Origin of the sequence: Burkholderia sp. 4NA327C6, from assembly GCF_005502655.1 — a bacterium.
Taxonomy (GTDB): Bacteria; Pseudomonadota; Gammaproteobacteria; order Burkholderiales; family Burkholderiaceae; genus Burkholderia; species Burkholderia contaminans.
In genome coordinates this window covers 13250-32016 of record NZ_SCNZ01000060.1, presented here as the reverse complement: position 1 = coordinate 32016, position 18767 = coordinate 13250, and the positions used below count along the sequence as shown (strand labels likewise).

At 61.1% G+C, this 18767-nt stretch carries 16 protein-coding genes and 1 pseudogene; 3 read left to right on the top strand and 14 right to left on the bottom strand.

All coding sequences use genetic code 11. The features are described from left to right. Positions 1–4: 4 nt before the first annotated feature. The 12 genes from FFS49_RS36750 to FFS49_RS36695 are packed head-to-tail and all read right to left on the bottom strand — an operon-like array spanning position 5 to position 12839. Positions 5–1138: a hypothetical protein gene (locus FFS49_RS36750; RefSeq protein WP_060090973.1), complete on the bottom strand. Its 1134-nt coding sequence runs from the start codon at positions 1136–1138 to the stop codon at positions 5–7. Next, complete coding sequence (locus tag FFS49_RS36745; RefSeq protein ID WP_060090971.1) at positions 1135–3393, bottom strand: ATPase, T2SS/T4P/T4SS family; 2259 nt, start codon at positions 3391–3393, stop codon at positions 1135–1137. Before FFS49_RS36745 ends, FFS49_RS36750 begins: the two co-directional genes overlap by 4 nt. Next, a complete protein-coding gene (locus FFS49_RS36740) occupies positions 3390–4007 on the bottom strand; it encodes a hypothetical protein (RefSeq protein ID WP_060091004.1) in 618 nt (205 codons plus the stop codon). Before FFS49_RS36740 ends, FFS49_RS36745 begins: the two co-directional genes overlap by 4 nt. After that, the gene (locus FFS49_RS36735) at positions 3961–5292 is read right to left on the bottom strand and encodes a hypothetical protein (RefSeq protein WP_060090969.1); all 1332 of its coding nucleotides are present in this window, start codon (positions 5290–5292) and stop codon (positions 3961–3963) included. The genes FFS49_RS36740 and FFS49_RS36735 overlap by 47 nt, the downstream gene beginning before the upstream one ends. A 4-nt stretch (positions 5293–5296) precedes the next feature. Continuing rightward, positions 5297–6907 carry a hypothetical protein gene (locus FFS49_RS36730; RefSeq protein ID WP_060090967.1) on the bottom strand — a complete coding sequence of 537 codons (1611 nt, stop codon included), beginning with the start codon at positions 6905–6907 and terminating at the stop codon, positions 5297–5299. Between the two features lie 3 nt (positions 6908–6910). Continuing rightward, positions 6911–7441, bottom strand: coding sequence for a toxin co-regulated pilus biosynthesis Q family protein (locus FFS49_RS36725; RefSeq protein WP_060090965.1), 531 nt, complete (start codon positions 7439–7441; stop codon positions 6911–6913). A 2-nt stretch (positions 7442–7443) separates the two neighbouring features. Continuing rightward, on the bottom strand, positions 7444–7866 hold the full coding sequence (locus FFS49_RS36720; protein WP_060090962.1) for a lytic transglycosylase domain-containing protein: 423 nt from the start codon (positions 7864–7866) through the stop codon (positions 7444–7446). Further along, the gene (locus tag FFS49_RS36715; RefSeq protein ID WP_060090961.1) at positions 7863–9167 is read right to left on the bottom strand and encodes a TrbG/VirB9 family P-type conjugative transfer protein; all 1305 of its coding nucleotides are present in this window, start codon (positions 9165–9167) and stop codon (positions 7863–7865) included. The genes FFS49_RS36720 and FFS49_RS36715 overlap by 4 nt, the downstream gene beginning before the upstream one ends. Further along, a complete protein-coding gene (locus FFS49_RS36710; RefSeq protein WP_060090959.1) occupies positions 9164–9979 on the bottom strand; it encodes a transglycosylase SLT domain-containing protein in 816 nt (271 codons plus the stop codon). The genes FFS49_RS36715 and FFS49_RS36710 overlap by 4 nt, the downstream gene beginning before the upstream one ends. Continuing rightward, positions 9976–11235, bottom strand: coding sequence for a TrbI/VirB10 family protein (locus FFS49_RS36705; protein WP_060090957.1), 1260 nt, complete (start codon positions 11233–11235; stop codon positions 9976–9978). Before FFS49_RS36705 ends, FFS49_RS36710 begins: the two co-directional genes overlap by 4 nt. Positions 11236–11244: 9 nt before the next feature. Continuing rightward, a complete protein-coding gene (locus tag FFS49_RS36700; protein WP_060090955.1) occupies positions 11245–12126 on the bottom strand; it encodes a TrbG/VirB9 family P-type conjugative transfer protein in 882 nt (293 codons plus the stop codon). Further along, positions 12123–12839 (bottom strand): type IV secretion system protein, encoded by a 717-nt coding sequence (locus FFS49_RS36695; RefSeq protein WP_060090953.1) that lies wholly within the window; start codon positions 12837–12839, stop codon positions 12123–12125. The genes FFS49_RS36700 and FFS49_RS36695 overlap by 4 nt, the downstream gene beginning before the upstream one ends. Before the next feature lie 370 nt (positions 12840–13209). On the opposite strand from FFS49_RS36695, the gene FFS49_RS36690 reads away from it, so the two are divergent. Beyond that, positions 13210–13788 carry a hypothetical protein gene (locus FFS49_RS36690; RefSeq protein WP_137910377.1) on the top strand — a complete coding sequence of 193 codons (579 nt, stop codon included), beginning with the start codon at positions 13210–13212 and terminating at the stop codon, positions 13786–13788. A gap of 39 nt (positions 13789–13827) precedes the next feature. On the opposite strand, the pseudogene FFS49_RS36685 reads toward FFS49_RS36690, so the two are convergent. Together FFS49_RS36685 and FFS49_RS36680 are read right to left on the bottom strand one after the other, a co-directional pair. Beyond that, positions 13828–14109 (bottom strand): annotated as a pseudogene (locus FFS49_RS36685) (IS256 family transposase); the annotation flags it as partial. Between the two features lie 129 nt (positions 14110–14238). Beyond that, positions 14239–15636 (bottom strand): replication initiation protein, encoded by a 1398-nt coding sequence (locus tag FFS49_RS36680; protein ID WP_060090949.1) that lies wholly within the window; start codon positions 15634–15636, stop codon positions 14239–14241. 811 nt (positions 15637–16447) lie between these two features. Here FFS49_RS36680 and FFS49_RS36675 point away from each other — a divergent pair. Next, entirely contained in the window at positions 16448–17656 is a 1209-nt protein-coding gene (locus FFS49_RS36675; RefSeq protein ID WP_059669010.1) for an AAA family ATPase, read from the top strand. Then, positions 17653–18627, top strand: coding sequence for a ParB/RepB/Spo0J family partition protein (locus FFS49_RS36670; protein ID WP_060090947.1), 975 nt, complete (start codon positions 17653–17655; stop codon positions 18625–18627). Before FFS49_RS36675 ends, FFS49_RS36670 begins: the two co-directional genes overlap by 4 nt. Positions 18628–18767: the final 140 nt, after the last annotated feature.

Genomic DNA, 18767 nt, shown 5'->3' with positions numbered 1-18767 from the left:
TTCCTCAAAAAGATTTCGCAGCAGTTGATGGAGCACTGTCGAAGCTCACCGCGCCGGTCGCGACATACGAGCCGAGGCCGAGGGTGAGAAACGCAAGCGCGGCAAAGCCAAGCAGCACGTAGTGGGTGATCTTCGCGTTGCGGCGCACGGTCTCGACCACGCGGTTGAGCGAGTTCTGGCCGAGATCCTTGATCGACTCGACGAACTGGTCGCGTCCAGCCGCGTCGGTCATGATGTCGATCGTCGCTTCCGAGAAGATCCCGGTGTCGAGCGCGCGCATGGGTTGATCGGGATTAGCGGTGAGCCGCGCACTCATGCGGCGCAGATGCCACCGCAGCCACGGGTCCGCTGACTTCGTCAGACGGTCCAGCGCGGCGCGCAACGTGAGGTTCGAATCGAACAGCCCGGCCAACGAGACGATCAGCAGCGCCGCGCGCAGGTCGCGCCGGTTGCGCCACATCAAGGGCATTGCATCGATCCGGTTGCGGACATGACCGACCCAACGCTTGAGCGTGTGGAAATAGGCGACCACCAGCGCGGCCACGATAGCGCCCGTGAGCCACCAGTACTGCGCGCAGAACGTGTCAATCGCATAGATGATCTGGCCCGCGTCAGACCATTGTTCCAGCGGCTTCACGTCGCGCGCCTCCGGCAGAATTTCCGAGCCGAACAACACGCAGAACGCGTACAAATAAACGAGCAGAAAGGCGGGATACGCCATCTGCAGCGACGTGGTCGCCGCCAGCACGCCTTTCGCGTGCGCCGCCATCTCGGCCAATTCGAGTCCGCGTACGGCCGCGTCGTCGCGCGGCGATTGGCCGGCCAGATCCAGCAATACATATTCGTCGTTCGGGATAAACGACTTGATCGCCGTGGCGAAATCGTCGCCCGCCCGCATGCGCTGCGCGACCTTCTGGAACACCGGCCACACCCAGTTCTTTCGTGCCCGGTGGCGCTGTTCGAGCGTCGTCAGGCGCTCCAGCAACGTCTCGCTGTTGCGCAGCCCTTTCTTTGCGATGTCCAGCCGCGTTTCCCGATAGAACATCTCGCGCATCTTCTTGAAACGCCACGTCGCGAGCTTCATCCGTTCACTGGCGGGCAATGCCATGAACATCGAATAAGTGATCGACTTGATCATGACGGCAGCACCCCACCTTGATCCGCGAATACGCGGTATGTGTCGAACGCGCACATCGATTCGTCGATAAAGCGCGGATCGATGAGGCCGCACGCAGCCTTGTACAGCGCATGCTCGTAGACCGTCTTGCCAGTCATGTCCGCGTCGCCGAACTCAGTCTTCCGGCTGGTACGGAACACGCGCTCGGCCCCGCGCCAATCCCGCTCGACCACGCGATCGAGGAATTCGGGCGTTGGCTGATACAACTCCATCGCGAGCGTCTGCCCCTTGATCCCGGCCGCCACCTTGCCTGCGCGCGTGAACAAACCCGGTCGACGGCAGTGCTGGCATCCCTCTTCGTCGCGGCAGGCCATGTTCGATGTGTCGAGCCCGAACTTCGTCTCGAGCAACGCGAGTTGACGCGGCGACAGGACGTCGCGTGCCGGTCGCTTGCAGTGCGGACACAACTTCGGAATCAGCTTCTGATTGCCGACGGCATTGAGAAACTTCCCGGACGCAACCTCATCCATCGGCAGGTTCAGGCGCCCACCCACCAGTCGCATGACCGCCCCGATGATGTTGTCCCCGTGCAGCGTCGCGCGCACCGGATGGCCCGTCAGCGCGAGCTCGGCGACGAGGCCGGCGAGTACCGTGTCGCGCACCTCGCCGATCGTCAGATCGTCGGGATCCATGCGCATCAGCGTGCGAATCACCTCCACGATCTTGCGGTTCGCGTCTGCATCCGTCTCGCCCGGACGCCGCTGGAGCGAGATATCGGACAACCACGGCGCGGGCACTTCGGACGGCTCGTTGACGGCGAACTGCTTTTTGAGATCCCGATTGGGCAACAAATACGACAGCGCGCGCAACAGCGTCGTTTTGCCCGAACCCGTTTCGCCGGTCAGGAACGTCGCTCCACCGCTGACCTTGCCGAGCATCTCGATGATCGCCAGCTGACTCGCCTCCAGTCCCATATCCTCCGGAAGCAGGACCTTGTAGTTCTTGAAATTGCCATCGAGCAGGCGCAGCGCGACATCGAACCCACCGACGAGCGGCGCGCTCTGCCAGCGAATGTTCATGATATCCATGTGTGCCACGAGCGGAATCATCGCGGACTGCGGCGCGCTCGGCTGGAACGTTTCGCCCGAGTTGGTATTGCGCTGGACCAGGTCCTGATAAGCCGCAGACAGCGCGCGGCGGACCAGCGCCTTCGGCATCTTGCGGTATGAGTACAGATCGCCGTCGACGCGCAGGCGCAGCTCCACATCGTCGGCGTAGTCTCGGTACTCCCAGTGAACGTCGCTCGCCCCATAAGCGTGCGCAGCCTCCAGCACGTCGCGGAATGTGCCAATCGCACGGGACGACTCGGGGATCACGTTGGCCGCGCGCTGTTTCTCCTTGTCGTAGAGCGCGGTGATGACGTCCTCGTCCGCCACCATTTCTTCATGAACGGCGATATCCGCGCGCGCAAGATCCTTCAGGTACGTCGCGTACAGCTGACCTTCATGGAAGCGCTGCGTCGTCACGACAATCGAGATCCCTGCCTGCAGTTCGACGGCAATGAACTCCCGGCGCGCCGCATCGGTGATGCGAAGCGCGGCGTTCGGATCGCGCTGGCAGAGAATCCGCTTGAACGTGATCGCCTCGGCGGAAACCAACCGCGGCAGGCCGCTCGCAAGCGCCATCGTGGGGGAGTCGACCAGGTCGACGCCGATGCGACGAATCGTCGGCGGCTCGTCGGCGGCGGACGTTGGGCGCCGCGTCTCTCCCTCACCCGTGCGAACAGCAGCGTCGGGCGAGGCTTCGGCTACAGGGTCGGTCGCGTCCACCCGATCGGCTTCGCGCGGCGCCGCTGTCGTCTCGACGGCGGCTGGCTGCGAATCCGGCGGATTGACTTGGATCGCCGAGGTGCCTTCAACTGCATCGGTGCCATCGACACGCGGGGCGACCTCCGCCTGCCCGTCGACACGCATCTGGGCGTCGTCAACGGCAGTGACGTCCTCGATTTCCGCTTGCGCCATCCTCAGACGCATGCCCATCGTCATCGGCTGGCCATCAGCGGCCTGACGGGAACTGACCGGCTTGCTGGTCGACTTGAACCGGGGTTCCCGCGGTTCGAAGGAACGCGGTGGTTCGTCGGCATCCACGGGGACCTTGCCCACGATGGGCATCGCGGCAGCCGAGTTGCCCACGAAGCTGGGCTTCAACGCCTTGAGCCGACCGAGCAGGCCCTGCTTGGCCGGTTCCGGCGAATCGATATCCGCAAACATGCTCATTGCGCACCCCCAATCGGCGTGCCGGGAATCGGGCCGCCGGACGGTAGAGGTGAAGCCAGATCGATCAATGATCGGACCGAATTCGTCGACGCGGACGGTACCGGGACAGCAGCACGGATCGACTCTTTCCAGGTGCGCTTGCCTTCGGCGACCGTGACGGCGTAGCCATCAACCGCTTTCACGTTCCAGCCGTTGAGCAGCGTCGCGCCGACGCGCGCGGGATAGATCGCTCCCTGAAAGAGATACAGCACGTAGGAACCCGATTCGTCGCGCGATGCACCGAGAAACGAGACCGGTTCGGCTCGCGCATGCGTCGGGGCGGCCGACTTCGCCGCTGGCTTCGCAGGTCCTGACGCGACAGCGCCGCTCGCCACGATGCCGGGCTGCGGCGCTGTCATCCCGCCGACGTTCGGTGACAGCGTCGAGGAGCCAGGCGCCCCACCCGACAACTGGCGCACGATACTGGCCCGCGCGACTTGATCGATGTCGTCGATCGACAGTCGAGGCGTCGCCGATTCCGCGTAGGCGGTCACGGCTAGCGCGGCGCCCGCCGCGACGAGTGCTTGCTTAATCAAGAACAAAATATTTCCCCTTCGCGGTGAAATGGACGCCATAAGGCGCATCGCCCGTGTCGCTGTTCGTCGTTGCCCCGGCACCTTGGGTGAGGCGCAGTTCGACCTTGAGTGATTCGAGCGTCATGTTGGGCGGCAGCTTCGCGAGCAACGGCGCTTGCCATCGAAATCCCTCGATCGTCCAGTCACCCTGCTTGATGATCCGGGCGATATCGCCGCCCCCTTCCCCCGCTACGGGAGCCGGGATGAGCGGGCGCGTTTCTCCCAGCGTGACGGTGTAGCCGTACGCGCGGATTTCGAACGGTTGGGATGACATGCGCTGCGGCGGCGTTTGCACCGCTTCGATGAAGGTCTGTTCAGACGGCCACTGGGACGACTCCTTCGCCGACAGCACGTCCACATTCGGAACCGCCGGCCCGCGGGCGGTCGACGTGAGTCCGTCGCGCGAGAAAGTCACCGGCCGCATTGCCGCGGTCGCCGCGCCTTCAAAATCGGCAAACGTGCCGCCCTGCCGCCGGAACGTCATCGTGCAATAGCCGGACGTCGGGCAGTTCGCTTCCTTGAAAACCCATCCTTTTCGCACTGATTCGTTGCCGCCGACCGCCGTAAGCAGGGCTGGCCCCAGTGCGGACGCACGCGGCAGCGAGCGAGAGAACGTGCTGCGCACGGCAGCGGCGTAGCGCTCCGCATACGTCGGGACGTGCGGCGGCGGCGGTGGCGGCGACAGCGCGTCCATCAGCTTCGCGCCACCAACGATGGTCGCGCCCGTGATGAACAGCAGCGGAATCGCAGCCGGGATGGAGACCGGTACTTTCGTGAGGCGGCCGGCCTTGCGGTTCCCGAGTAGCTCGCTCGCCTGAAACGGCTCGTCGATGTCGCCGATGCGGTCGCCGGCGCCGAAGGTGGCGAGCGCCAGATTTCCCTTGAGACATTCCTGCTCGATCTCGAGACGGCGCGCCTGCGCGGTTTCAGGAGACAACACCTCGTCGCTGCGCACCGCGCCGCGCACCACGAACACGGCGTGCACGCGCTGGCCATCCTGCAGCAGGACCAATGCCGCGGGCCGGCTCCTGATTCGGTCATGCAGTGCGACGCGTGCCGCGCCCGAATACAGTCGCGCCCCCTTGACGTCGGCCGATTCGGGCATCGCGAAGCCGCCGATCAGCTCGTCGCCAATCTTGTACTCGACGAAATGCGTCGCGCCGAATGCGTCGGCGTAGCGGCGGCGCTCGCCCCGGCCACCTTTGACCGGATAGGCCCGCCAATCGAGGCCGAAGACGAGCCGCGCACGCTTGTCGGTCGGCAGGGGTTCGGTGATGTGCATCATCGCGTCACATCGACGGAACGACCGTCGCCTTCAACATGATGATCTGGAACGTCTTCGACTTGTTCCATGACCCGGTGAGCCCACCGATGCCCGCATTCGTCGTACTGTCGGCGTGATCCGTCATCGCGCCGTACAGGACAACCGTCTGCCCATCAGACAGCGCGATCGTCTGATCATCCTTGGTGCCAATGGTGTGCGCCAGCTGGATCTGTTGCTGTGTCTGGCCCGAACCTACCCCCGCGCTGGTGAAGGGGCCGTTCAGCTTCGAGCTGTCCGCCCAATACGCGAGCACGATCTGATTGTGGTCGTTGACTGCGGGCAGCACGTTGACGAAGTCGCCCGTGGTGATCGTGCCAGGCGTCAAGCCTGGAACGCCACCCGACGTCGCGTTCAGCGTGCCGGCCGACGGCGACGTTGAGCGCAGGTAGTCGTCGCTCTGGAACGACGCGACCGACACCGGCAGCCCGTTGAGCGTCATCTTGGTCATCGTGTTGTCCTGCACGGTGCGGCCGTACTTGTTCAGCGCGTTGATCGCCGCATTCGTGCCAGAGAACGGGGCGTCCGGGCGCAATACCGAAACGCCCACCGAGCCACCGCCCGTTGCCAGCGACGTGGGCGACGCGAAGCTGACTGCGTAGCGGGCGAGCCCTGCATGCATCGCATTGAACACGACATCCGCGTTCGCGCCCGCCTCACTGCCCTTGCTCAGCGAAATCTGAATTGTGCGCACCGTGACCGCGACCTGGCGCGTCGAGATCGCGTTCTCGTGCTGCAACAGCTTGCCGATGTTGTCCGCCGCCTCTTTCGTGTCGTACACCATCACGAGGCGACTCTGCGGGTTCACGCTGACGCGGCCCATCGGCGATTTCAGCTTGTCGATCTCGGCGGTGATCGAGGCAATCTGATCGAAGTCGCCCTCGCGACCGGTCGAGGTCTGTGCCGAGAACGACCCGGTATTGCCGCCCGAGCTGCCGCCGCTGCTGCCACCCGATTGATTGCCGGTCGACGTGTCCATGCCTTTGCTCATCGTCGACTTGATCGAAACTTTGCCGGGGATCGCGGCAATCTGATACATCCGCGTCACAAATCTGGACACGTTGATTGACCCGCCATCGAACGACCAGTCGAGGCCAAGATCCGTGGTCATGTTGCGCATGTACAGGCCAACCTTGCCGGTGAAGGGCTGCGGATAGACCGGCTCTTCAGTCTTCGCAGCGAGATTGCGGGACGGTGCCTTTCCGTCGCCCTGACCGGGCACCAGCGAATCTCGCGGGACGAAGACATCCGGACTCAGATGAACCGGATAGCCCGTAGCCGTCGAGATCAGCGTCGCGATCTGCCGGATGCCGAGGTTCGCCGGAAGCGTGACGCTTTTCTCGCGGAACACGGCCGGCAGCGTGGCCTCGTATGCAAGCGGCACAAGCCGGTCGCCGAGGAACGCGGTCGGCACGTCTTCAACGAGGGCCATCGACTCCGGACCCTTCGCCAACGCGTCAGAAATAGTGCGGTGTGCGGCGTCGTAGCTGCTGTTCACGTCCTGCTGCGTCACGGCACAGCCCGAGGCCAGCACGGCGGCCGCAATCGCCACGACGGATTTGAATGGGTGCATGCGCATGGTTCAGTCCTGGCAATTGCCCGCGCGCACGATCACGCGGATGACTTGATTGGTATGGCGGCATGCGCGCGTCGGCGTGCGCATGTGGTTCGTCGCCTTCATGACCTGTTGCAGCACGGAAGTGAAGTCGCCGGTAAAGGTCGCGTTGAATTCCAGCGGCAAGTCGTCGTCGATCTTCCACGCGAGCTGCCAGCCCTGCTGCTGCAACCACCGATCCAGCGCGTCGCGCAGGTTCACGTCCTGCGGCGTCACTGAAAACGTCAGCGTGCTAGGCGTCGCCGATGTGCTGGCACCGGGCAAAACTACAGCCGCGACATCGGCCGAACCCGAGCCGGAAGCGGGCGCCACACTCGCCACGGACGCACCCGCAGGGGTTTTGGCCGCCGCTGGCGCCTGCGGCGTGACCTTCGGAACGGAAGCGAGGATCTGCCACCCGTCGGGATCGACGGCTGCGCGGACATTCACGGTCGTCACGATCAGGGTCGCGGCAACAAGGGCGCGCGTCAGCGCGCGGGATCGGTGGGTGATCAGCATGGTTATTGGCCCTGCATGAGGCGGCGGTAAATCGCGCTCGCATAGACGAGCTGCTTCGAAGGCGTGACTGCGTTATACGCACCGACCGCCTTCCAGTTCGGCCCGAATTGCTTGATGTTCGCGGCGAGGATCCACGCGCCGACGTACGCGCTCACGCAGGCGTTGAACAGGTGTTCGCGACGAATCCCGTACTGCGCGAGCTTCGGCAGCCAGGACGAATTGATCTGCATCAGGCCGATGTCCTCGCTGCCATTGGAGTTGCGGTTGATCGCGTCGGGGCGCATGCCAGACTCGTGCTGGGCGATCGCGCGCAGCAGCCGCGGATTCAGGCGGTGGTAAGTGGCCGCGTCATCGATGCAGTCGGCACGACACACCGCGCCCGCGCCAAACAGCACGCACGCGAGAATCGAACGAAGGCCGATCACGATGCCGCCCCTCCCTTCGATTGCGCGAGGTTCGGTGTCGCTGCCGCTGCCGGCGCAGGAGCAAGAGCCGCCGACGGCACCTCCCGATAGGTCACTTCGTGACGACGCTTCACGTTGACCACATTCCCGTCGGCGGTGACGGCGAACTGGTCGTCCGTGCCTTCAAACATGTAGTACCGGCCCTTCTGCTCGCCCATGCCGAGATGCCGCGAGTCGGTCACGCCGACCTTCACGACGGATTCCGCGAATTTGAAGTACGTGCGCCCTTCGCGATCGAACACGGCTTCGAGCCGCGCACGGTTTGGCTGATCGAAGTCGTAGACGGTCTTCGCGTCACGGCTGACTTCGACGCGATTAGACGCGTCAGCCACGACGATTCGCTCGGCGCGATCGATCGTCATCACGTTCGTCGCGGGATCCCAGCCCGGGTGCAATGACTTGCCGTCCGGGGTCAGGAAGGTCACGTCCTTGCCCGGCCGCGCGGCGAACCGGATCTGCGTGTGCGTATCGTCGCCATCGCGAATCGCCTGCGCGCCGAACCGTTCGGCCAGCTGCGATGCCGGCGCCGGCGGCGCAGAAGCACTCGCGACCACCGCTTCCAGCCCGGCCTCGTCGGTCCGGCGCTCGCTCGCGGCATAGTTCAGTGCAGCGGACTTCGGTACGTCGCGATGCAACCGGATGTGGTGCGCACCGAAATCCACGTCGGCATACAGACCGGTCTGGGTCAGCAGCCGATCCAGCGCCTGCAACCAGTTCTCGCCGTCGTGCGTGTCAAACGCGGCCGCGTTCGTCAGGTCGACGTCCTTCTGGGCGGCACCCGTCCACCCTTGCGGCACCAGCGCCTTCACGACGTTCGCCACGGGCGTTGACGTGTGCAGTGGGCGAACGGGCTCGAGCGCCCCGCGCGTGCCGATAATCGTCAGCCGGTTGGTAAAGCCGTCAAACCCGGCCGGCTGATCGTCGTGCAGCGCGGCGAGCGTGCCGGTGCCGCCGATGAACGTATTCGCTTTCTTCCAGCGCGCGGTCGCCGCACGCCCCGCCACCTTGTAGCTGATGGTCTGCGGCGTGCCGTCGACCACCACATACGGTCCTTCGTTGTGAGCGCCGTCGGCGGTGATGACCTGACCGGCACGCGGCTGGATATACGTCTTCGCACCGTCATTGAAAATCAATGCAGGACGCTCGGCAATGCCGCCCATGATTTCGTAATCGAAATCGAACGGATCGGTGTTTGCTCCGTAAGCGGTCCCATAGAAGAGTGCCGCGCATGCGCAAGCGAGGCGTGTGAGCGTGCGCTTCATCGGCGTGCCTCGATCATGGAGAGGTGGCGCACGAATCGCGCGAGATAGGCACGACCCGGCGCCGGGTTCGCGCTGTGGTAATAGGCAATCGCCTTCTCCACGGAACCGGTGCGTTCGTAGTTTTCGTTCAGGATCTGCTCGGCCACGCGCACATTGGTCGCCGGCGCGAGCGCATCCCAGGCAGAGGCGAAGCGCTTGCCGTGAAAGCACCAATTAATCTGCAACAATCCGACGTCAAAATCGCACCGGCCCCGCGCGATCAGCATTTCGATCGCCTTGTACGCGTCCGTCCGGGATTTGAAGAACAGTCCCTGACCGGCAACGTTGAGCGTCCACGGCCAGGGCCGGCCGTTGTAGGCCGATTCGTTCAAAGCGATGCCCGCCAATACCTTCGGATCAACACTCGTTCGCAGCAGCTCGAACGGTGCCACAGCCGGCGCACACGCCCAGCCACCACGGCCTTCGGTCACGGCGGCTTGCGCGTCGTCCGACAGCACGGGCGGCTGCAACCAGCCTCGGTCGGCCAGCAACTGCTCGAGCGAGACATCGCGGCCGTCGATCGTCACGGTGATGCCCGTGTCCGGTGCGCTGTGCACCGATTGCCCGACAAGGGGCGCTGCCCAGTCGAGGAACGGTTCGAGGCCGCAGAAGAACACCGGCTTGCCGGGCAACGAGACAACCTCGCGGGCCTTGCCGCTCGAGATCACGACGTTCACCGGACTGATCACCTGAGAAATCGTAGTCGCCGCGTGCGCGGTGGCGGTGGCGACGCCGAGCGCCAGCGATGCAATGGAAAGGAGTCGCTTCATCATGGGCGGTACGGCTCCAGGACCATGTCGCGATTGACTTTGAGCATGAAGTGACGCTCGCCCGGATCGGACGTGATGGTGGGCGGGATGTTCTGGTAGCGGCTCAGCACGGATTGGGCGGTCTGCGCGGCAACCTGCCCGGCCGTACTGCCGACTTGGGTGACACCAAGCGGGCCTGTGGTCGTGGAGCTATCGCCCCCGTCGAAGCGACGTAGCAGGATCGCGGTCAGGAACGACGCCCCATAGATCTTGAGGAAGTGGTTATTGACATGCCCGGAGAACCCGGCGGCCCCATTGCCGTCAGCACCCTGCGCGCCGAAGAGCGGCACGTGCTTTCCGTTTGGCAGGCGCATTTCAGCACCGGCGACAAGGATCGACTCCTGACCGGGTTGTACGTCCGAGCTGTATGGTGCGGTAATTGTCGTGCCCCACGGGATCACGAGGCAGGTGCCGGTGAGGCTGTCATAGACATCGCGCTCGACGACGAGCGAAGCCGTACCGGGACGATCGGAGTTGAGCGCCTCCGCCGACAGCACGGGGATCTTGGCAGGGGGCGACAACGTACAGCCGCGCGACTGGCCCACGAAGCCCGTACGGGGGAAATCTCGACCGTTCTCGCTTTGCAAGGCGACGGTGTGCATGAACTCGTTATCGCGTTGCTGCGTCGTCATGGCGCCAGGCGCTTGCCCGCCCTTGGCGGCGGCCGTAGCCTGCGCGATCGCGGCGTTCGTCGCCGCCTCTTGCGCGGCCGCTTGTTGCAGCATCTGCTGCGGTGTCACAACGCCGTTTGGCATTTGCTGTTGCTGCTGGGCATTGGCGGCTGGCGTTTTCAGGCCATCCTTGAAAATGGGTGACGCGTAGATATTGTCCTCGGCCGTTTTCGCCTTCAGGTCCGTGTTGCCTTGATCTGGAACGAGCGAATCGGCGGAGAGATTCGGCTTCTTGTCGGCGGCCGGCGCGGAAGCGGCACGCGCGGCCGCTTCGGAGGCTGCGCGACGCGCAGCGGCCTGCTGATCGGCAATGATCTTGTCGACGTCTTCCGGACGATTGCTCTTGTCGATGCCCTCTGCCGCGCGCTCTTTCTTGAGCCGAAGCGCCTCTTCGTCCGCCTTGCGACTGTCCTGCGTCTGGTAGTAGAAGCCGATCGCGCCAATTGCGATGGCGGCGATACTGCCCACCGCGATCAGGGCGTTACGCGGCACCTTGCCCTTGACGAGCGACGCTTGTTCCGGCGACAACGTGTCGGTCTGTTTGGCCATATTGCGCGCTCAGAAACCAAACAGGCCGCGGCGGCCACGCTTGATCGTGACCGCTTCGCCCGCGCGCGTCAGCGTGATTTCATCCGCCAGCTGCTGGACAACGATGTACGGCCCACGCCGGATAAAGTTGGGGCTAACGATGTCGCCGCCCTCTCTTACCGTGGGCACCGCGAACGGCGCGTTCTGCGGCAAGCGAATCCAGACGAATTTGCCGTCGTCGAACACGGTCTCCGGCTTGATCGCCCCCGACCCGGACACGGTGTACTCGAAATTCAGCTTGTCGGGCGTCACGCCGATCGGTCCGGAGTCGGTTTGCGAAGCGACACCGGAAAGGCTGCTTTCCGCGCTATCACTGCCGCCGCCCTCGCGCGCACGGACTTTCGCCATCAGTGAATTCGGGTAGTTGAAGCGCACTGACTGGTAGAACAGGCCGCCGACCGGCGACGACACGAGCGTCATGTCGTACTCGCGCATGTTGGTGGTCAAATGCAGCGTGTTCACTAGACCCGGTTTGGTCGGCTTCACGAAAACGTGATTCGCACCGTCGGTATCGATCATCCATTGGATGGAATCACCGAGCGCGGGCTCGGCGGTCAGCACCTCGCCGCGCGCGAGCTCGATCGTTGTCACCTTCAGCGGTGCCGTCATGACGCGGAAGATCTGGTCGCGGCTGTACTGAAACACGGCCATGCGGGCATCGCCTGGCATGGTGATCGGATCGCTGCCCGAGTTGTATGGATTCACGGGACTCATCGGATCGCCGATGATCGTCGCAAGATCGAAGTTCGGGGTCGGCGGGAGCACTGGCGCCGCGGGTTTGGCAGCAAGAGCGCTGCCCGTCGCGATCATTGTGCACGCGCCGCACGCAGCAAGGGTACGGAGTCGGTTCATGCGGCGGTCTTCTGCAGTGTCCAGAACGGGTAATAGACGCCGAACGGGTTGTTACCGAGCGCGTCCTCTTGGGTCGGCGCAACGATCTGGTAGCGCACTGTGAGCGCGTAACGCACAACCACGGGCTTGTCCGACGGCATCTGGGTGGTGGACGTGGTGAACTCGACGATTGCGGTGGAGTCCTCGAGGAGGGACACGTTGGTCACGCGGGACTCACGTACGAGCTTCGGATTCGTCGTGATTTGCTGGAACGGCGCGTCCGTCTTCAACCAGTCGGCGAACTGATTGCGGGCGTTGCCAGTCATCTGCTGCTTGACCGCGTTGATGTTCCTGGCCATGCGCGATGACTGGATGTCATCGGTTAATACCGGCTCGATCGTGAACCATCGTTCGACGGTTTCGCGCAGAGCCTTCCGCTTCGCCTGGTCGTCTGGCTTGTACGAAGTCAGTTGCGTCACGATGGGGTTGCCGCCAGCATCTGACGAGACACCGTAAGCTTTGACCACGGAAGGCGCAGGATTGCGTGTGTAGACGGCCCCGCCCGCTACGATCGCAAGGAGGAAACAGAAGGTTTTCCAATGGTTAGCCTCCACACGCAAGCGCGTGGACTGATCGAAGATGATCTGCTCAGGATCTTCGTTCGAATAGAAGCCGGGCGCAGGCGACAAGGCGACCTGCTTCTTGCTGCGCGGAAAGAGTCGGGGGAAACGCATCGCGGTTGTTCCAATTGGCTCGGGTCCATTGAAACAGCCGGAGAAACAATACATCGCGGCAAAAGAGCCGCGATTTCACGCACCTTTCGCGCGGGGCTCAACCGGGCGGGAACGGCCGCCGGAAGAGTGCAACCGGTTGAGGGTCTTGAGCCGGAAAGCTCATTCAAATGATGGTTCTTTTCGGCGCACGCTTGACGAGTATTCCGATAGCGTTTTCTTCCCCTTACCGCCCGCGCCAAATAGACCCTCATGTGGTTGAAGTTGCTAGAATCACTTGAGGTTCTACGCGTTCTACGAAAAAACTATACGCCTTTCTTCGAAATATCAGGTACTTAGGTCTGTGTGACCCTCAACCGGTTAAGGGGCAATCTTGTTGACCAAGCTTTCACCTGCCGCGGATTTGAACGTCGGAATCGCGGTTGCGACTGCAAGGCCCATATCTAATGATGATTTGGAGCGCTTTGCCAGCGAACACTCAAAGCTGCGCGAACGGAGTGCCTCGGCGATCGAGCTGGGCCAGTTTTATCAAGTCGGATTGGCCGAAGGAGTGTGGCCGAATCAGGCGACCCTTGCCCGCTCTCTTGGCGTCTCAAAGAGCTACGTGTCGACGGCGATTCGAGCGGCGAGGCTGCCAGACGAAATTGTTGCGGCAGTCGGCGGAAAAGAGCGAGTTTCGTTTCGGACCGCGGCGATGCTGGAGGAAGTGATCCGCGCTGTTGGCGCGAACGTAGCTTGCTTGCGCGCATCGATTATTGGTAATGGCCGCGGACTCGATATTGGCGATGTCATATCATCAATCTCAACAGGTCGCCCGCCATTGGTAGCCGCGCGGAAGCTCTCAATCAAAGTGAGTCGGACTGGAAAGTTCATCAAGATCGAGTCGCCCAATATCGAAAGGTTGATAGCCAACTTGCCAGCGGTCGAAGCCCTATTAGCGATGTATCTGTGATTCCAGCTTAGGGCAAGGACACCCGGCGCAAAGACAAGACGTGCCTTCCCGGTCGCGCGGAATTTCGACGTCGAGCAGGTCATCGTCGGTAGCGATGCGCTTGCGCGCTGGTACCGTCTGTTTCGTGCGGTCTACCGGCCTGGCGTCGCCCTTATCGTAGCCCAGGTCGTGGGGTGCTTCACCGTCCAGCGCGCGCTCTAAGTTTGCCTTCTTGAGGGTCGCGAGCTGCTCGTTGATCGTCACCCGATCCAGCGTTCCGGGCACGAGTTGCTTGATGAGGTCCGGGTCCCGGTTCCAGCCGTAGCCCGGTTCAATCGCCACTTCTTCCTTGCGTTTGCGTGCATAAAGTGGCTCCTTGGCGATCAGTTAATGCCACACACGCAAAGTTCTGGATAGGCGCACTGGGTTCGTTTTCACTGGAACGGAGACTGCAACAATTGGAGCCAACGGCTATCCCGCTCGAGCCCGCGAGCCCGGCCCTTTCGCTTTTGTCTTGGTCTTGTTGAAAACGAATCGTGCGAAGTCACCTACGAGGTCGACGTCCCCAAGTACCGTTGCTTCATCGACGACGTCAGGATTCAACTTCAGACGTCGCAACATGATCTTTCCACCAGATGATGATAGGTATGTGCGCAGCCATTCATCCTTCTGCTTCTGCTCCGCTGCATCGTACTGAGCTCGGCCAGCGCGCGCCTCTTCTCGCATGCGTTCTTGTGCACTTGATTCTTGAGCGGCCGTGTTAAGCGCCGCAACGGACTGTGCCTTGACCTTATCGTCGAATTCACGCTGCTCCACCAGCGCAAGAGTCTGTTGGACAGTGATCATTTCCCGTTCAGCATCAGAGACAACCCATCCCTCCTTCAATGCCTTCATAAAGAAGCCGGCCGGACTTTTGGACACTTTCCCGAGCTTAAGACTAAACCGAGTTCGCTCGATAGCTTGATGTAGACGGTCGTCGGTATAGGTTCCCCGATTTGCACCGATCTGATTCAGTTGGTCACTCGACAGCCCGAACTCTTGCTTCAAGACTCGATAGATCTCTTGCGCTTCCTCATACGTGTGAAGCACGCGTTCAGCAACGTCCTTCCGAGCGATCCGAAAGCGTAACCTTCCAATCTTTCGAGATCCTGGTTCGTTTCTTGTTTCGTACTCCAACGTAATATCGGAAAGCTCATTAATCTGCTTGACGGCGGGCTCTAACCAATCGCGCTTGAAGTACTTGAAGACTAGGGCGTTGGCGCCCATTTCCCCCTGCCAACCCCGAAGTTCGTCTAGTGTCAGCCAATCGGTGCTCCCCTCATCAGCAAACGGGAGGAGATGGTCATACATGACCCGCGCGTAGCTTAGAGTGAACAGGGAGGTTATCCGCAGGCTCAGCCAATGAGATTTGCCGGGACCTCGGATGATCGAAATTAGGTCAGTTGGGACACGAAACTGAAATCGCCCCCCTTGGAAAGAAACTCGTCCGATAAGCTGCACTGAGCCGAAGGGCTTATCACCGTCCGGAGTCGGCGCCGTGGTCGCCTGAATCAATGCCTTTTGCGCTTCCGTGATGACTTGCTCGAGATGGGCATTGTTACGACTTGAATACCGCATTAACCATTTGAAGTAATCCAGTTCAACGTCGTAAAGGTCGTGAACACGATCTTCCTGAGCAACGATAAAGTACGCAGCATCGATTAGACGGCGCGCCGAGACCCCAAGGTCCACGATCCGGATAAGGATGTTCTTTCTCGCGAACCCAACATCGGAGCGTGCTGCGTCAACCCCTAGTCCTTCGGCAGTGGCATCTTCGAATAACGCCAACGCCAGTTGCCTCGACGTGGCAAGTTGCCCTACTTCGGCCATTCGGTTGTCGCTCCGTGTCGGTTGTGATGTTGGCCGGTAGGTTATGCGGGCTATAGTGACCTGTCAACACAGATTACCTCACCTTGGCTGCGAGCTCGCCACAACATCCCTCACCTCAATCGACAATTCACCTCACCTTTCAGCCCAAACACCTCACCTTCCCCGCCTTTTTACCTCACCTTTGTGGGGAAATGATCGCACCTTTCGTATCAATCCACAGCACCATCAGCACAATCCATCTCACCTTTCGGCCGGTAAGTGTTTGATTTCAATAGGATGAGGTTTCCCTGTGGGTTGTTAGTTGGTTTATGTTTTAGATAAAAACAAGCCACAGCTGCGCTTAAGGTGTCTCGAAAAGCAACGGCGATGCCGCTGGAACCCTAGTGCTCTGCACCGAAAATACGGGCGCCAGGCCGTTCAAGGAGGCGCTGTCCGGTATCTAACTATCAAAACGGCGACGGTGCGACGTTGTGAAAGGTGAGGTTTTTTGTGTAGCTCTGCCTGAAGGGGACGGACAGTAGCGTCCGGTGTCAATTCCAAGGTGAGGTGTTTTGTGCAGCCGCCGAGCGGGAGCTGCGCACGCGAACACTTGCCGCCCGGCGCTCCGAAGGCGCACGGATGCGGCTCAGGTGAGCGCCAACACTGCGCGACGTAGTCTCGCCGCTAGTTTTCTTATCAACGCCCCTTTGATGCTTGAAGACGAATTCACTGGCCATCGTAGGATCTACCGCGTATTCTACGGTTTTGCGAGAATGCGCATCAAAACCGTAGAAATCTTCTCTTTCCGTTTATCGCGGAGGTTCTAGACACAATGAAATTAAGTGAGCTGCCCGAAATTGACCGACGTGTGAATCTTCCTAGGCTCGGCGAGTTTGCTGATCGACTGGCGGTGATGACGAACGAGCTGCGTGATCAAATTCTCGCACCGCGACCGCGAAAAACTGCGCCAGTCTTCACGACATCGGAACTTGCCGAACTTTGCGGAATCGATCGCGCGAAAGTCCACTACGAAGCGTCAAAGGAAGGCGGAACCTTACCGCCGGGCGTGGCCAATGGGACTGGACGGACCAGGCTCTTCTCGCTCGCTGAGGTGCGAACGTGGGTTCAGCAGGTATCCGATATTTATCAAACACCCCTCGTAACAGGTACTCGTGATCACGAAGGGAAAGTGCTGACCATCGCAAACTTCAAGGGCGGCTCGACAAAGACGACGATGACCATGTGTATTGCACAAGGTTTGAGTCTTCGCGGTCGAAAGGTACTGGTGATCGATCTCGATCCTCAGGCATCTCTTTCGGAGCTCTGCGGCCTTTATGCAGAGAAAGATGTGACCGAAGACGATACCGTTCTTCCCTACATCTTTGACCAAAATGTCGAGGGGGGGCTTGGAGCAGTAATTCAGTCAACCTATTGGGATGGGATCGATCTCATCCCAGCACATAACTTTCTGCACCACGCGGAGTACTTTCTTCCCGCCATGCAGAAGTCGAAGCCGAACTATCAGTTCTGGTCTGTTCTTCGACAAGGCCTTGAGCCACTTCGAAAGCATTACGACTACATTGTGCTCGATACAGCCCCGTCGCTGTCGTACATGACCTTGAATGGGTTGATGGCGGCGGACTCGATGGTGATGCCACTGGTCCCAGAGAGTCTGGATTTCATTTCATCAGTGTCGTTCTGGTCGTTGTTTGCCGACGTTGCACAGGGCTTTGCGGCGCACGAGGTCGAGAAGACATACGACTTCATTTCCGTTGTCCTTTCGAAGGTCGACTACGGCGTTACGTCTTCGGCCCCTGTCGTACGGTCGTGGGCTCAGCGCGCTTATGGCGACTGGTTGCACACGACAGAGATTCCGGCCAGCTCGGTGATGAGTAACGGAGCTTTGGCATTCTCAACGGTGTTCGATCTCAGTCGGTCGGACAGCGTGGCCAAGACGGTTGCGAGAGTCCGACAACCTTTGATGGACTATTGCCGCTGGATTGACGATTCGTATGTGGAGGAATGGAGGAAAGGGAAATGAGCAGCATCCGCGAAAAAATGATGGCGAAGACCGCGGAGCTGCGTTCCGCGAAGGATATTGACCTGAGTCCGGACCGGAAGCCGACTGCTCCACGGACCGGGCCGGGAATGGCAAGCGCGCTTGCCACCGCACAGGATCGGATCGCCGAATTGGAGAAGGCAGCCGCTGCGGCAGCGTCGACTGAGGTGCCGGTGGCGAATATTCGCCCGAATCCTTGGCAACCGCGTCGGGTGTTCAATGAGGCGAAGTTGAACGAGCTGGCCTCCAGCATTCGCGCGAGCGGCCTGATTCAACCGATCGTTGTCCGGCCAGTTTCAGACGGCTACGAGATCGTTGCAGGGGAGCGCCGGTGGCGCGCTCACAGACTTATTGGGAAGGAGTCAATTAGGGTCGTCCAGGTCGAGATTTCGGACCAAGACATGGCAATGTTGGCGCTCGCCGAGAATATCGTCCGAGATGGCCTGAGCGACTATGAAATTTCGTTGTCGATTCGGCAGACGGAGAAGGAGTTTCCGAACCGGACACAGATGGCTTCCGCGCTCGGTATGGCACGGTCGGACCTCTATCGCCTCTTGTCGTTTGCCGACCTCCCAGAATTCATCATTAAGGATCTCGACCTTCAACCGAACCTTCTTGGCGCGACGGCAGCGGAGACTGTCGTATCAGTTCTGAAGAAGCATGGTGATGTCGCTGTTGCGGCCGCAAAGATCCACTGGCCTGATGTCGTTTCCGGAGAGTTGGATCAGTCCAAGTTCGGGCGGAATTTAAAGCAAGCGGTAGAGAGTGGCAGCAAGCCGGCTTCGGTACGTGATCGGAACATCGAGAAGATTTTTGCCGGCAAGAATCAGGCAGGATCCATTACCAAAGATTCCAGTGGCTTTACCGTGAAGATCAGGCCCGGGATGCTAGATGCTCAGCAGGAAGACCGGATTCGAAGTTTGCTTGCAGAGCTATTCGGTACGGCAAGCTAACCACCAGTACAGAAACCCGCCAAGTGCGGGTTTTTTTCGTCCCGACTTTTTAGGCGGGATCGTTGGGCTGGCCTCTGTCCCAAGTTGGGACAGAGGCGATGGATTCCGCGATCAGTCCGGTGTGTCCCAACTTGGGACAG